This is a genomic window from Marinobacter sp. ATCH36 (assembly GCF_023555055.1).
In the GTDB taxonomy this organism is placed as follows: Bacteria; Pseudomonadota; Gammaproteobacteria; order Pseudomonadales; family Oleiphilaceae; genus Marinobacter.
Genome location: NZ_JAMJPL010000002.1, coordinates 370,449 through 382,547, shown reverse-complemented (window position 1 = coordinate 382,547; position 12,099 = coordinate 370,449). Strand labels below are relative to the sequence as shown.

At 55.0% G+C, this 12,099-nt stretch carries 20 protein-coding genes and 1 pseudogene; 17 read left to right on the top strand and 4 right to left on the bottom strand.

The annotated features are described in order from the left end of the window. The first annotated feature begins 18 nt into the window (after positions 1-18). From M8010_RS09505 to sugE, 8 genes and pseudogenes are all read left to right on the top strand, one after another. Complete coding sequence (locus M8010_RS09505) at positions 19-291, top strand: CopG family ribbon-helix-helix protein (RefSeq protein ID WP_250090700.1); 273 nt, start codon at positions 19-21, stop codon at positions 289-291. Next, positions 288-569: a type II toxin-antitoxin system RelE/ParE family toxin gene (locus M8010_RS09500; protein WP_250090699.1), complete on the top strand. Its 282-nt coding sequence runs from the start codon at positions 288-290 to the stop codon at positions 567-569. The genes M8010_RS09505 and M8010_RS09500 overlap by 4 nt, the downstream gene beginning before the upstream one ends. A gap of 119 nt (positions 570-688) precedes the next feature. Further along, complete coding sequence (locus M8010_RS09495; RefSeq protein WP_250090698.1) at positions 689-967, top strand: type II toxin-antitoxin system RelE/ParE family toxin; 279 nt, start codon at positions 689-691, stop codon at positions 965-967. Further along, positions 967-1,260: a HigA family addiction module antitoxin gene (locus M8010_RS09490; protein ID WP_250090697.1), complete on the top strand. Its 294-nt coding sequence runs from the start codon at positions 967-969 to the stop codon at positions 1,258-1,260. Before M8010_RS09495 ends, M8010_RS09490 begins: the two co-directional genes overlap by 1 nt. Before the next feature lie 138 nt (positions 1,261-1,398). Then, positions 1,399-1,641 carry a type II toxin-antitoxin system Phd/YefM family antitoxin gene (locus M8010_RS09485; protein WP_250090695.1) on the top strand — a complete coding sequence of 81 codons (243 nt, stop codon included), beginning with the start codon at positions 1,399-1,401 and terminating at the stop codon, positions 1,639-1,641. Continuing rightward, positions 1,638-1,902: pseudogene (locus M8010_RS09480) on the top strand (Txe/YoeB family addiction module toxin). Before M8010_RS09485 ends, M8010_RS09480 begins: the two are co-directional and overlap by 4 nt. Positions 1,903-2,160: 258 nt before the next feature. After that, positions 2,161-2,430 (top strand): hypothetical protein, encoded by a 270-nt coding sequence (locus M8010_RS09475; protein ID WP_250090694.1) that lies wholly within the window; start codon positions 2,161-2,163, stop codon positions 2,428-2,430. 155 nt (positions 2,431-2,585) lie between these two features. Continuing rightward, a complete protein-coding gene (gene sugE / locus M8010_RS09470; RefSeq protein ID WP_250090693.1) occupies positions 2,586-2,903 on the top strand; it encodes a quaternary ammonium compound efflux SMR transporter SugE in 318 nt (105 codons plus the stop codon). Between the two features lie 99 nt (positions 2,904-3,002). On the opposite strand, the gene M8010_RS09465 is transcribed toward sugE, so the two are convergent. Continuing rightward, positions 3,003-3,335, bottom strand: coding sequence for an SMR family transporter (locus M8010_RS09465; protein WP_250090692.1), 333 nt, complete (start codon positions 3,333-3,335; stop codon positions 3,003-3,005). Positions 3,336-3,541: 206 nt separating this feature from the next. Here M8010_RS09465 and M8010_RS09460 point away from each other — a divergent pair, with 206 nt between their 5' ends. The 3 genes from M8010_RS09460 to M8010_RS09450 are packed head-to-tail and all read left to right on the top strand — an operon-like array spanning position 3,542 to position 6,401. Next, the gene (locus M8010_RS09460) at positions 3,542-4,552 is read left to right on the top strand and encodes a DctP family TRAP transporter solute-binding subunit (protein WP_250090690.1); all 1,011 of its coding nucleotides are present in this window, start codon (positions 3,542-3,544) and stop codon (positions 4,550-4,552) included. A 60-nt stretch (positions 4,553-4,612) separates the two neighbouring features. Beyond that, complete coding sequence (locus tag M8010_RS09455) at positions 4,613-5,107, top strand: TRAP transporter small permease (RefSeq protein ID WP_250090689.1); 495 nt, start codon at positions 4,613-4,615, stop codon at positions 5,105-5,107. Continuing rightward, a complete protein-coding gene (locus M8010_RS09450; RefSeq protein ID WP_250090687.1) occupies positions 5,097-6,401 on the top strand; it encodes a TRAP transporter large permease in 1,305 nt (434 codons plus the stop codon). The genes M8010_RS09455 and M8010_RS09450 overlap by 11 nt, the downstream gene beginning before the upstream one ends. Positions 6,402-6,472: 71 nt before the next feature. Here the strand turns inward: M8010_RS09450 and M8010_RS09445 are convergent, their stop codons facing one another. Then, positions 6,473-6,955 carry a universal stress protein gene (locus M8010_RS09445; protein WP_250090686.1) on the bottom strand — a complete coding sequence of 161 codons (483 nt, stop codon included), beginning with the start codon at positions 6,953-6,955 and terminating at the stop codon, positions 6,473-6,475. A gap of 124 nt (positions 6,956-7,079) precedes the next feature. Between M8010_RS09445 and M8010_RS09440 the strand changes: the two genes are divergently transcribed. After that, the gene (locus M8010_RS09440) at positions 7,080-7,430 is read left to right on the top strand and encodes a DUF1622 domain-containing protein (protein WP_250090684.1); all 351 of its coding nucleotides are present in this window, start codon (positions 7,080-7,082) and stop codon (positions 7,428-7,430) included. A gap of 35 nt (positions 7,431-7,465) precedes the next feature. Here the strand turns inward: M8010_RS09440 and M8010_RS09435 are convergent, their stop codons facing one another. Further along, the gene (locus M8010_RS09435; RefSeq protein WP_250090683.1) at positions 7,466-8,320 is read right to left on the bottom strand and encodes a M90 family metallopeptidase; all 855 of its coding nucleotides are present in this window, start codon (positions 8,318-8,320) and stop codon (positions 7,466-7,468) included. Between the two features lie 141 nt (positions 8,321-8,461). Between M8010_RS09435 and M8010_RS09430 the strand changes: the two genes are divergently transcribed. The 4 genes from M8010_RS09430 to M8010_RS09415 all read left to right on the top strand — a co-directional run bounded on the left by M8010_RS09430 (position 8,462) and on the right by M8010_RS09415 (position 10,606). Next, complete coding sequence (locus M8010_RS09430) at positions 8,462-8,917, top strand: MgtC/SapB family protein (RefSeq protein WP_250090681.1); 456 nt, start codon at positions 8,462-8,464, stop codon at positions 8,915-8,917. Positions 8,918-8,947: 30 nt separating this feature from the next. Next, positions 8,948-9,619 (top strand): SDR family oxidoreductase, encoded by a 672-nt coding sequence (locus M8010_RS09425; protein WP_250090680.1) that lies wholly within the window; start codon positions 8,948-8,950, stop codon positions 9,617-9,619. 47 nt (positions 9,620-9,666) lie between these two features. Continuing rightward, a complete protein-coding gene (gene tenA / locus M8010_RS09420; RefSeq protein WP_250090679.1) occupies positions 9,667-10,335 on the top strand; it encodes a thiaminase II in 669 nt (222 codons plus the stop codon). Positions 10,336-10,411: 76 nt separating this feature from the next. Continuing rightward, positions 10,412-10,606 (top strand): SPOR domain-containing protein, encoded by a 195-nt coding sequence (locus M8010_RS09415; RefSeq protein ID WP_250090677.1) that lies wholly within the window; start codon positions 10,412-10,414, stop codon positions 10,604-10,606. 73 nt (positions 10,607-10,679) lie between these two features. Here M8010_RS09415 and M8010_RS09410 read toward each other — a convergent pair whose 3' ends face one another. Beyond that, positions 10,680-10,886, bottom strand: a complete 207-nt coding sequence (locus tag M8010_RS09410) for a cold-shock protein (RefSeq protein ID WP_027831301.1) — start codon at positions 10,884-10,886, stop codon at positions 10,680-10,682. 260 nt (positions 10,887-11,146) lie between these two features. On the opposite strand from M8010_RS09410, the gene M8010_RS09405 reads away from it, so the two are divergent. Beyond that, a complete protein-coding gene (locus tag M8010_RS09405) occupies positions 11,147-12,073 on the top strand; it encodes a M23 family metallopeptidase (protein WP_250090676.1) in 927 nt (308 codons plus the stop codon). The last annotated feature ends 26 nt before the right edge of the window (positions 12,074-12,099 follow it).

Below are 12,099 nucleotides of genomic sequence, written 5' to 3'. Positions count from 1 at the left end.
CAATTTGAGGGTATGGTCATGAGTGTCACGACAGTTCGCCTTCAGGCAGAAGTTGAGCAGAACCTGGAAGCAATCGCCAGCAGGCTCCACCGGAGTAAAGGCTGGGTAATCAATCAGGCCTTGTCGGAATACATAGAAAAGCAGCAGCTTGAGCAAGAGCGGTGGAAGCAAACTTTGGAAGCAATGGAGTCCGCCGCCCAAGGCAAGGTGGTTGATTCCAGCGAGGTTCATAGCTGGCTTAATAGTTGGGGAACCGAAAATGAGCAGGATGCACCGAGGTCAGGTAAGTGAAACTGGTTTACACGGACGAAGCCATTGAAGACTTGAAGCGCCTCAGGGAGTTCATTGCCGTTCACAACCCGTCGGCGGCAACCAGGATCGCCACCGAACTGGTTGGCAAAATTGAACTGCTTCCAGATTTTCCCAAAATGGGCACACCGGTTGAAATGGCGCCGGTGCCTGATTCTGTTCGAGATATGGTGTTCGGAAAATACGTCGTTCGATATTCGGTTCATGCCAGTGCCATCATTATTCTCCGGGTATGGCATGGCCTTGAGGGTGAACGATAGCAATTTAACCAGGCGCGGCACTCGGATGCCTTTGTCTCCGCTTCGCTGCGTCAAAGTCACCGGTGCGCTCAGCGTTAAGCTTGGTTGTTGCGTGATGCGCAACATGCTAGCATCCTCTCATGATTAAATCAGTCCGTCACAAAGGACTGAAGCGGTTCTACTCGACCGGTAGCACGTCTGACATACAGCCGGATCATGCCAAGAAACTGCGCATGCAGCTGGCTGCTTTGGATACCGCCACTTCGGTGGAAGACATGGACATCCCTGGTTTTAGGCTTCATCCATTGAAGGGTAGAGATAAAGGTCGGTGGTCAATTCGGGTTAACGGAAATTGGCGCATGACGTTCGAATTTCAGGACGGCAACGCCTACATTCTTGATTATGAGGATTATCACTAATGACTATGCATAATCCGCCGCATCCAGGTGAATTCATTCGGGAGGTGTACCTGGAGCCTTTCGGTATCAGTTCCCGTCAGCTTGCGTCCAGTCTTGGGGTCTCACCCTCCACTTTGTCTCGGCTGCTCAAAGGGGATAGTGGTATTAGCCCGGAAATGGCGCTTCGGCTATCCAAGGTTCTCGGGCGTACTCCTGAGAGCTGGTTGGCGATGCAGGACATGTACGATCTTTGGGTGGCCCGCAACACGGTCAACCTGGATGGAATACATCCCCTGGACTTCGAAGCAGCTTAACCAGGGGCTGTTGTCGGACGCGCCTACGCTGGCGCTCCGGCACGCCGAAAAGCCAGGGCGTTATCCATAACGTTCGTCTTGACGTACGTACCTATAGGCGTACACTTGGTGGAAATTCGAACACGCAAGAGGTGCGTCATGACCCGAATCACAGCAACTGAGGCGCGCAGCAACCTTTATCGATTGATTGACGAGACCGCCGAGTCCCACCAACCAATCGTCATCATGGGTAAGCGGAACAAAGCCGTTCTAGTTTCCGAGGAAGACTGGTCTGCAATTCAGGAAACACTTTACCTGCTCTCCGTACCCGGTATGCGGGAGTCTATTCGTGAGGGGATGGATGCCCCCGTGGATGAATGCGATGAGGAGCTGGACTGGTGACATGGAAGTTGGTTTCCGCCAAGCAAGCCCAGAAGGATGCAAAGAAGTTGGCCTCCAGCGGCCTCAAACCAAAAGCCCAGGAACTGTTAGCGCTGATAGCGGAAGATCCATACCGCAAGCCGCCTCCGTTTGAGAAGCTCATTGGTGACCTTGGGGGGGGGCTATTCACGCCGCATCAATATTCAGCATCGTCTGGTTTACCAGGTGCTCGACGACGAGCGTATGGTGAAAGTTCTCAGGCTCTGGAGCCACTACGAATAATGCATGACCAGCCGCTGTTGCCGGACAATTTTTCCACCGCTTCAAGCACTACAACTACGATCATGACCCTTGTGTGTTAAAAGAGCCACCCGTTGATATTGCTGACTCATTGCGGCGACGTCATTTGGCAAGTGCCAAGGCCTTTGCTAGGTTAAAAAACGTTACGTAATTCACTGAATCAGTGAATTCGGACATTGATAGCGTCTAGCTAGATACCGCCCGTAGTGCATATTCGCCACGGGCGTTCACAGGAGTGACTTGATACAGGAGTCCGACAATGCAGGCTTCGACGGCGTTGAATACGAAGTTCACATGGAAATGACTCGGGACGAGTTGAAAAAACTGCCAGAGTACAACGAGGATTGGTGGAACGAGACTAGCCAGAGCTTGCAGCAGGCCTGGGAAAATACCAAGGAAGTCAGTGAGAGCGCCTGGGAGAATACAAAACAGGCCACTTCTTCAGCTTGGTATAACGCAAAGGAAGGCATGGAAGAGATGGGTGACGAGGTCGAGCAAGCGACGGAGTAAGCACGCTGCTCTTGTAAGCGCCCTTCGGGGCGCTTCCTGGGTCATTGATGCTCACGCTGTACAGTAAGTCAGAGCGCACCAGCATTCTGAAGTGAGGACGACCTCACCTCTCGGTTTCGTTAGGGGACGGCCCCAAAACAAATCGAGAGATGTGTATGAATTGGATCATTTTGTTTGTAGCCGGCCTTTTGGAGATTGGTTGGGCCATCGGGTTGAAGTACACGGATGGCTTTACGAAACTCTGGCCTACTGTCGGAACGGTATTTTCGTTGATTGCAAGTTTTCTGTTGCTAGGTTTGGCTCTGAAAACATTGCCCGTCGGTACAGCTTATGCAATATGGGTGGGTATTGGTGCTGTAGGTACGGCTCTTCTGGGCATATTATTGTTCGGCGAGTCAGCTGACATTTTTAAGCTAGTAAGTTTAGGTCTGATTTGCGCGGGTATTGTTGGTCTTAAATTGGCCCATGCCTAACATGTGGCTTTTGGCGGACGCGCCTCCTGCCTGCACGCTTCTCCCTATTACCACCAGAATGGGAGCTGTATCAGGAGGGGCTCCGGATTTGCCGACAGGTTAGTGAACGGTTGCCTTGGAAAACAGGTTGATTACCGCAACGCCGGCGATGATCAGCGCCATACCAAGCACACTGGCGGCATCCAGCGTTTGCCCGTAAACCAGCCAGCCGATAAACGCCACCAGCACAACACCCAACCCCGCCCAGATGGCATAGGCCAGGCCGACCGGGATTTCCTTCAGCGTTATTGAGAGGAAATAGAATGCAACCGCGTAGCCTGCAATAACCAGCAGACTGGGCCAGAGCCTGGTAAACCCTTCACTGGCTTTCAGGCCGCTGGTTGCAACCACTTCTGCAACAATGGCAATGCCAAGAAATAACCAACTTTTCACTGCGATTCTCCGATTCCATACGAGATGGGGGCAGACGATACCAGCCCTCGGCGCTGTCTGACAGACCGTTGGGAAAGGTATTTCAAGGTGTTTCGCCTCTGGCTGCGTTTATTGCCTTCCCGAAGCTCCATTCCTATACTCGCGTAGCGGGCCGCTGCCTGATCGCCGCAGCAATCCGTCTGATTCCAATAAAAAAGGAAAACACCATGTTGAAACGTTGCACATTTCTGGCTGCTGCGGCGGCAACGCTGCTGTTCAGTGCCACTTCTCATGCCCAGTACAAAGACGAATACACCGTCTCCACCGTTCTTCCGTCCGCCTTTCCCTGGGGCCAGGCCGCCGACAAATGGGTAGAGCTGGTGAAAGAGCGCTCAGACGGGCGCATCAACATGAAGATCTACAGCAATTCCCAGTTGGTCTCCGGCGACCAGACCAAGGAGTTTTCGGCCATGCGTTCCGGGCTGATTGATATGTCGGTGGGCTCCACCATTAACTGGTCGCCGCAGGTGCCTGAACTGAACCTGTTCTCCCTGCCTTTCCTGATGCCTGACTATGCAGCCATCGATGCAATCACTCAGGGTGAAGCCGGCGAGGCCATCTTCGCGGCGATCAAGAAGCGCGGTGTCACACCGCTGGCCTGGGGCGAGAACGGCTTCCGCGAACTGTCCAATTCCAAGCTGACCATCGACGAGCCGGCCGATCTGGATGGCCTGAAAATCCGCGTGGTCGGTTCGCCGCTGTTCCAGGATACCTTCACCGCCCTGGGCGCCAACCCGACCCAGATGAGTTGGGCCGATGCCAAGCCAGCGCTGACCACCGGCGCTGTTGATGGCCAGGAGAACCCGCTGTCGGTCTTCGATGTGGCCCGCATCGATCAGGTTGGTCAGCAATACCTGACGCGCTGGCACTATATGGCGGACCCACTGGTGTTCGCAGTCAGTAACTCTGTATGGGATCAGTTCAGCGAGGAGGATCAGGCATTGCTGAAGCAGGCGGCGATTGATGCTGGTCAGTGGGAGATCGAGAAATCCCGCAGCGAAATCGATGCGACCCTGGCGGCCATCAAGGAGCGCGGCGTGGAGGTCACTGAGCTGACCGATGAGCAGCGCGATGCCTTCATGGAAGCCACTCAGCCCGTATACGGGAAATGGACTCCGCGCATTGGCGAGGATCTGGTGAAGCAGGCACAGGACGCGGTCGCCAACCGTAACCAGTAACAGCGACCTGCCCAGGCGCCCGTCATGACCGGCGGGCGCTCTTTCCGAACCGGAGTCTCCATGCCGTCCCGTCCCCCCAAGTTCCGGCCCGACGCTTGGCTGGCCACCATTGCCCTCGTTGCCATCTGCGTGATCAGCCTGGGAAATGTGATTGTTCGCTACGCGACCGATGCTTCTTTCGCCTTTACTGAGGAATTTTCTGTATTCCTCCTGGTGGTGCTCACCTTTGCCGGCGCTGCCGTGGCCGCGCGACACAACCAGCACATCCGCATCGAGTTGATAGAGCACTACCTGCCGCCCTGGGGGCAAAAGGTGGTCTTTGTGTTGCAGTGGCTGGGCGGTGTGACGGTTCTGGGCATTATGACCTGGTACGGCAGTACCTTCGCCTTTCAGGAATACCAGTGGGAATCGTTGTCGCCGGGGCTGGGCCTGCCCAACTGGATCTATGTGATCTGGCTGCCGCTGTTGTCCCTCGTCATCATTATTCGCATGACTCAGAACCTCGCCGACCGTCTACGCGGCAAGCAGGACCCGGAGGTGATCCATGAGTCCTGACTTATTGATGATCGCGAGCTTCCTGCTGGCGTTACTGCTGGGGATACCGGTGGCGATTGCCCTTGGGCTGGGCGGAGTGGTCGGCATTGTCGCGGGGCTGCCTCCAGCCATGTTGGGTACGTTCGGCACCAACACGTACAACAGTGTGGCCAAGTATCCGCTAATTGCGATTCCCCTGTTTATCCTGACCGGCCTGATTTTCGAGCGTGCGGGTGTTGCCGCCGCCCTGGTGCGTTTTGCCCAGTCGATTATCGGCCCCCGCCATGGCGGGCTGACTGTTGTCGCGGTGCTTGTGTGCCTGATCATGGGTGGCATGAGTGGATCTGGCCCTGCCGATGCCGCAGCTGTCGCGATGGTGATGCTGCCGAGCATGCAGAAAGCCGGCTACCCGAAGCCGTTCTCGGCGTCACTCATTGCCGCTTCATCATCTACAGCGATCCTGATTCCGCCGTCGATTGCGCTGATTCTCTATTCCATCGTGGTACCGGGCGTGGACCTGCGGGCTCTGTTTGCGGCGGGCATTTTTCCCGGCATTCTGGCGGGCGTGTCCCTGCTGGCGCCGGCCTTATATTTTGCCAGGAAATACCGCTGGGAAGACCCGGAAGCGGTCGAGCGCCCGCCATTCTGGCCGAGCTTCAAGGCCGCTTTGCCGGCTTTGTTTGCGCCCGTGATCATCCTTGGTGGCCTGCGCTCAGGCCTGTTCACGCCCACCGAGGCTGCAGTGGTTGCTGTAGCCTACGGGGTGCTGGTCGGTTGCGTGCTTTATCGCAATCTGAGCCTGCGTAACCTGTGGGGCCTGATGACAGACGCCGCCGTTACCTCCGGCGTGGTGATGTTCATCATCGCGCTGGCTGGTATCTTTGCCTGGGCCGGCACCACGCTCGGGACCTTCCAGCATCTTGCCGATGCCCTGCTGTCCCTCTCCGAAAATGGCTGGGTCCTGCTAGGTCTGGTAATGGTGCTGGTGCTGATTGCCGGGATGCTGCTGGATGCGATTTCTATCTACCTGATCCTGATCCCGATTGTGCTGCCATTGATGAACCATTTTGGCTGGAACCCGATCTGGTTTGGCATCCTGTTGGCAATGAACATCGCCATCGGCCAATTCACACCGCCGGTCGCCGTTAACCTGATGGTCACCACCCGGATCGCCAATATCCGCCTGGAACACACCATTGGCTGGGCAATGGTTTTTGTGGCCGCCATGGCTCTCAGTTTGGTGTTGGTGATGCTGATGCCGGGTATTGCGCTGTGGTTGCCGGAGAAGCTGGGATATGTGGTGGGGCCCTGGTAGGTGGGTCGGGGGCGGACGAAGACCAAAAAACCGCGAACAAAGTCGCGGTTTTTCGGGGTACTGATTTTGCGTTACTCGCTGACAACGGTAACCGGCCCGGTAGCGTGCCTGACGACCCTCTCGCTGATGCTGCCCAGAGTAAGACTACGCAAGGTTGAATGACCGCGCCTACCCAAAACCATGTGAGAGCCCGGATGTTCTTGCAAGTATTCAATAATTTCGTGGGCCGGGTCGCCTTTTAGCAGGATCTCCTCGCTTGGATCAGCGATGCCACTCACGGCTTCTTTTGCGGCATCAAAAACTTTGCGCCCGTAGTTCTTTTGCTCTTCCTCAAGGTCGCTAGGCCACACGCCACTGATGATCAGCCGCTCTGCCTTTGAGCCGGGAAACACGGTTAGCAGTTTTAGAGGGTGACCGGTGGCTTTCGCCAGGTCGGCCGCCATTTTTGCCGCATGAGAGGACTGCTCTGAACCGTCGCAAGCGACCACGATGTTTTTAGTAACGTTGGTCATGATGCTTTTTCCTTCCTGTTGGATGTGTTCCCAACGTAACATTGACCGGTGCACCCTGTGGTTGACTCAGGTCATGCCGACGAACGGTTTGCCTTCGCTGGCTCGAAGAAGACAAGAGCCGTAAACAAAAGTTTTCGGTTCATTGCGTGATTAACAAGGAGTGAGCGTGAATGACTTCATTGCACCCATAGCAGCCTGGTGCGCCGTAATTATTGAAACCATCGGCATTGCCACAATTACATGGTTTGCGTTGTATGCCCTCTACAACGCGTTGTCCAGATTGCTGAAAAAAGAGGATAAGGATTCCGTTTTCCAGGAGTTACGCCAATCGCTTGGTCGGGGCATCTTGGTCGGGCTGGAGTTTCTTATTGCCTCGGATATTATTTATACCGTTGCGGTTGAGCTGACGTTTGAGACGATAGGCGTTCTGGCTATCGTCGTGCTTATCCGTACGTTCCTGAGTTTTACGCTTGAAGTAGAGATGTATGGTAAATGGCCCTGGCAGCATAAACCCTAGTTTCTGAGTTTGGGCGGGAGTTGGATACGTCAATATCAGCGAGGCGGAGCTGCATGTTTATCTGGATCGTTTGGGTGTGAGAGGAGATTGATTGGGTCAAACCTGTAGAACCCGCGAAGCGCCTCAAACACTTCTGGCTGTTCCTCTTGCAGATGGCCCGGTTGCTGAAAGAAGGCCTCCGTCAGCACGGCAAAAAACTCGGCCGGTTCCGTTGCACCGTAAGGATCAAGCCAGGGTTTCTGGTGATGGCGAAGAGACTGGCGCAGGTGTTCGTAGGCTCGGGTCATGGTTTGCTGCCAGTGGCGGGCCTGTTCTCCGCTGAGCGGCGGCGCGCCATCGGCAGTGCCGTCCAGGTAATCAAGTTGGTGGGCGAACTCGTGAAGGATCACGTTGTGGTGTCCCGCAGGATTGACCGCACCTTCCTCGCATTCGGCCCACGCCAGAACTACCTGGCCGCGGCTGGAGGCTTCGCCCGCGCGGATCTGATTGCTCTCGCTCACTACTATGCCGTCGCTTTCCACTTCCCTGACATGATAGGCGTCCGGATATACCAGAATGCTGCTTACGTCGTCGAAGTCGGAGAAGTTGCGAGCAACAATTAACAGACACGCGTGGCCTGCAATAGTAAGGCGCACGGTGTCGTCCACCTCAAAACCGTCGCAGCCGTAAAAAGACTTTTCTGCCAGAAATAACTGCACGTGCTGTTCAAGCTGGTGCCTGAGCTCAGAGGGAAGCTTGCTATAAACAGGTACCTGGGCCTGGAGCTTCTCTTGCCAATACTCTGGGAACGGCTTCTGAAGCCGCTTTTCCCGCCGCCAGCCACGATAGAAAAACAGGTAGAAAACAGAAGCGCCGATAACGGCCAACGCGCAGAGGGTGTAGGTCAGCATTGGCGGGGCTCCGGTACCTGTTAATGGCCTGACAGTGTAATTCGTATCCATTGCCTTCACCAGATTCTGCAATGGCGCTACGATGTTTTCCCTGAGTTTGACTGGTATCGTTTATTAACTACATCTTCTGCAGGGCAAATTATGGAAACTGAAATTGCTCCCCTGGATATGCTACTGCGGCTCTCCGTTGCAGCCGGCCTGGCGTTGTTTCTGGGACTTGAGCGGGAACTGCGAGGTAAACCAGCGGGGCTGCGCTCTCACATGCTTGTATCACTGGGGTCGGCTACGTTCATTATCATCGGTATGAGCGTTCTTTTTGCCACAGCCGAGGGCGACCCTTCTGCCCGTATCGATCCTACCCGGGTGGTGCAGGGCGTCGTTGGCGGTATCGGATTCCTGGGTGCTGGCAGCATTATCCGTAGTGGCGGGCAGATCCAGGGAATAACCACAGGCGCCTCAATCTGGCTTGCAGGGGCCATTGGGGTTGCTGCCGGTATCAATAACTTCTACCTGGCGGGGATGGTGACTGTTCTGGCTTTGGTGATCATGGTTGCGCTGGGCCGCTTCGAACGTGAGCTGGTTTCCGAGGACAAGTAGTAAATCTTTCATAAAGTTCAGGAGTATTTCATGTCTGCTAGCAAAACCGCCGTTATCACCGGCGCCAATCGTGGTATCGGCCTTGAACTTGCCCGTCATTATGCCGGTGAGGGTTGTGATGTAATTGGAGTCTGCCGAGAAGCCTCCGCAGAATTGAAGGAAGTGGCGACCCGGGTCATTGAAGGGGTGGATGTAACCACCAATAGCGGTATCCAGAAAATGACGGACGAGTTGAAGGGCCAGCCGATCGATTTGCTGATCAACAACGCCGGGCTGCTGCAGGATGAGAAGCTGGGCAGTATCGACTTTGATTCCATCCGCACCCAGATGGAAATCAATGCCTACGCGCCGCTTCGCGTGGCAGAGGCGTTGGTCTCCCAGATTCCTTCCGGCGGCAAGATCGCCAACATCACCAGCCGCATGGGCTCGATTGCCGATAACGATTCTGGCGGTCGCTATGGTTACCGCGCTTCCAAGGCTGCGTTGAACGCCTTTGGCAAGTCTCTGGCCATGGACCTGAAGCCGAAGGGTATAGCAGTAGCTCAGCTGCATCCGGGCTATGTGCAAACCCGCATGGTGAACTTTGGCGGGCTGATTACGCCTGAGGAGTCCGCGAAGGGCCTTGCGGCGAGAATCGAGGGGCTTAACCTGGAGAATACGGGGTCGTTCTGGCATAGCAATGGGGAAGAGTTGCCCTGGTAAATTTTTCCTCGCCCACACCCGGCTCATTGTCAGACCACGGAGTTTTAATGAACTATAGATTTGAAGACCTGAAAAACAGCTGCCAGAAGGAGTGGCAAGCCTACATTGAGCACAGTTTTGTGCGTCAGTTGGGGGAAGCGACCCTTGCTCCCGAGGCTTTTCGTCACTATCTGAAGCAGGACTATCTGTTCCTGATCCAGTTCGCCCGTGCGTTTGCACTTGCCGCCTACAAAAGCCCGACGCTGCAAGACTTGAAGCAGGCAAAAGCCGGGCTCGAAGCCATTGTGGATGTGGAGCTGGGGTTGCACGTGAGCTATTGCCGGGAGTGGGGCATCAGCGAGGAAGAACTGTCGGACCTGCCGGAAGCACGCGCGACCCTGGCGTATACTCGTTATGTGCTCGACACTGGAAACCGGGGCGATCTGCTCGATCTGCATGTAGCCTTGTCACCCTGCATGGTGGGCTACGGCGAAATTGCCAACTGGCTGAACGCCAGGGCGGAAACGGTTCGCGGCGACAGCAATCCATATGACGCCTGGATTGCCATGTACGAGAGCGAAGAGTTCCAGGAAGCCATGCAGGTGGAGATCGACTGGCTGAATGACAGGCTGGCGGATGTAACGCCAGCTCGCTTCAGCCAGTTGGCCCGGATATTTAGTGAGGCCACCCGGCTGGAAATTGATTTCTGGGAAATGGGGCTAGAGCAGCGGCTTTAATCGCAGACAATTTACACGCGCTAGTCCGTCAACTAATCTTTTAGATGAGTAGGTGAACTATCTGGAGGATAGTCTCATGAGCAAAGCACTGAACGGAAACTTCACTACAAAAGAACAGGCCAGAAATGTAAAAGACGACCTGATTGCGATGGGTTTTCCCCAGGAAAATATTTATATCGAGGAGCAGGAAAACATCATCAGGGTTATGATCCCGTCAGAAGAGCGGCGGGAGGTAGAGGAAGTCTTTGATCGTCACCGTGTGACGTATTAGCGGGGCGGGCTTTTTCTCATAGCAATAAAAAAGGCAGCCGAGGCTGCCTTTTCTGAAACGTGCTGACTGTTATTTAAACAGCAACTACGTTTTCTGCCTGCGGGCCTTTCTGGCCTTCAGTAACGGTGAAGTCGACTTGCTGGCCTTCAGCCAGAGTCTTGAAACCGCCACCTTGAATTGCGCTGTAGTGAACGAAGACGTCCGGGCCGCTTTCGCGAGTGATAAAGCCGAAACCTTTTGCTTCGTTGAAAAACTTAACAGTACCGGTAGTTGTAGACATAATCATAATCCTGAATTCGATAATTTAATGTGCTGTCAGACCATCTGAAACGATGACTGATCAGCGTTGTGCGGAAACAAAAAACGCGCGGAATCAAAAACAGGACGGGCAACTACCAAAACAACTGAGATGCGTCTTATTCGTGAACTGCTGTGCTAAATCTTTCCTACGAAGCGCACTGTACGCTATCTTCCACGGATTACCAAATTTATTTTGCGATTTGTAACCGGGTGCGGATATGACCGCGGGCGATACCACCCATGACCTTACTTCTCCTTGTTCTTTCACATATTTTTGTTCCTCTGGTGTTTATTTTCACCGTTGGTTTCGGAGCGGCCGCATCCAGAATTCACTGGCTGAGTCATCTGGCACTGGCTGCCGTTTATCTCTTGCTGATCCATTACGCCGGTGCCTGGGCCTGGCTTGGCGGGTTCTGGCCCTGGCTGTTCTGGGTGGGCCTGCTGCTGAGCGCGGCCCGGTTTCTGGTGCGTCGTATGCCGGCGTTACCGCTAAAGCCGGTATGGCGGCCGTTGGTGATTGTGTCGCTGGGCTTTAACCTGGCTGTGCTGGCGGCCATAGCCGTGCCGGCCTGGTCGGCACTGGGTGCCGGGATTGTTCGCGAGGAGCCGGTCGTCCTGGAGTGGCCACTTGTGCAGGGCCAGTACCGCGTTGGGCAGGGAGGGAACTCTCACGTGATGAATCATCATTACGGAATCGACGCTCAGCATCATGCGATCGATGTGGTGCGCATCGGTCGCCTGGGTCTCCGTGCTCATCGGGTATTTCCACAGGCGCTCGAGGATTATGGAATCTGGAATAGTCCCGTGACGGCGCCCTGTAGCGGTGAGGTAACCAATGCCGCTGTTAATCTTCCCGACCAGAACCCGCCTGTAAGTGATCGGGATAACCCTGCCGGCAACTTTGTAGCCATATACTGTCGAGATGTAACGGTGGTTCTTGCCCACCTGCGCAATGGATCGGTTTCTCTGCAACCGGGCGACTGGCTGGAAGCTGGAGAGATGATCGGGCAAGTAGGCAATTCAGGAAATACCAGTGAGCCACACCTGCATATGCATGCAGTAAAGGGCAGGGTTTCGGGCCATGATGCGCTTATGTGGGAGGCCAACGGCCTGCCCATGAGCTTTGGTGGACGTTACCTGGTTCGTAATGATGTGGTAGGACACTGACGGCCATTGAACCGAAATGAGGGGTT

Bases quoted from the DNA above. Each gene is read 5' to 3' on its own strand.
- M8010_RS09415 (WP_250090677.1), top strand. From the start codon at position 10,412: ATGAGCAAAGCACTGAACGGAAACTTCACTACAAAAGAACAGGCCAGA.
- M8010_RS09430 (WP_250090681.1), top strand. From the start codon at position 8,462: ATGGAAACTGAAATTGCTCCCCTGGATATGCTACTGCGGCTCTCCGTT.
- M8010_RS09460 (WP_250090690.1), top strand. From the start codon at position 3,542: ATGTTGAAACGTTGCACATTTCTGGCTGCTGCGGCGGCAACGCTGCTG.
- M8010_RS09450 (WP_250090687.1), top strand. From the start codon at position 5,097: ATGAGTCCTGACTTATTGATGATCGCGAGCTTCCTGCTGGCGTTACTG.
- M8010_RS09405 (WP_250090676.1), top strand. From the start codon at position 11,147: ATGACCTTACTTCTCCTTGTTCTTTCACATATTTTTGTTCCTCTGGTG.
- M8010_RS09435 (WP_250090683.1), bottom strand. From the start codon at position 8,320: ATGCTGACCTACACCCTCTGCGCGTTGGCCGTTATCGGCGCTTCTGTT.
- M8010_RS09485 (WP_250090695.1), top strand. From the start codon at position 1,399: ATGACCCGAATCACAGCAACTGAGGCGCGCAGCAACCTTTATCGATTG.
- M8010_RS09495 (WP_250090698.1), top strand. From the start codon at position 689: ATGATTAAATCAGTCCGTCACAAAGGACTGAAGCGGTTCTACTCGACC.
- M8010_RS09425 (WP_250090680.1), top strand. From the start codon at position 8,948: ATGTCTGCTAGCAAAACCGCCGTTATCACCGGCGCCAATCGTGGTATC.
- tenA (WP_250090679.1), top strand. From the start codon at position 9,667: ATGAACTATAGATTTGAAGACCTGAAAAACAGCTGCCAGAAGGAGTGG.
- M8010_RS09455 (WP_250090689.1), top strand. From the start codon at position 4,613: ATGCCGTCCCGTCCCCCCAAGTTCCGGCCCGACGCTTGGCTGGCCACC.
- sugE (WP_250090693.1), top strand. From the start codon at position 2,586: ATGAATTGGATCATTTTGTTTGTAGCCGGCCTTTTGGAGATTGGTTGG.
- M8010_RS09505 (WP_250090700.1), top strand. From the start codon at position 19: ATGAGTGTCACGACAGTTCGCCTTCAGGCAGAAGTTGAGCAGAACCTG.
- M8010_RS09445 (WP_250090686.1), bottom strand. From the start codon at position 6,955: ATGTTACGTTGGGAACACATCCAACAGGAAGGAAAAAGCATCATGACC.
- M8010_RS09410 (WP_027831301.1), bottom strand. From the start codon at position 10,886: ATGTCTACAACTACCGGTACTGTTAAGTTTTTCAACGAAGCAAAAGGT.
- M8010_RS09490 (WP_250090697.1), top strand. From the start codon at position 967: ATGACTATGCATAATCCGCCGCATCCAGGTGAATTCATTCGGGAGGTG.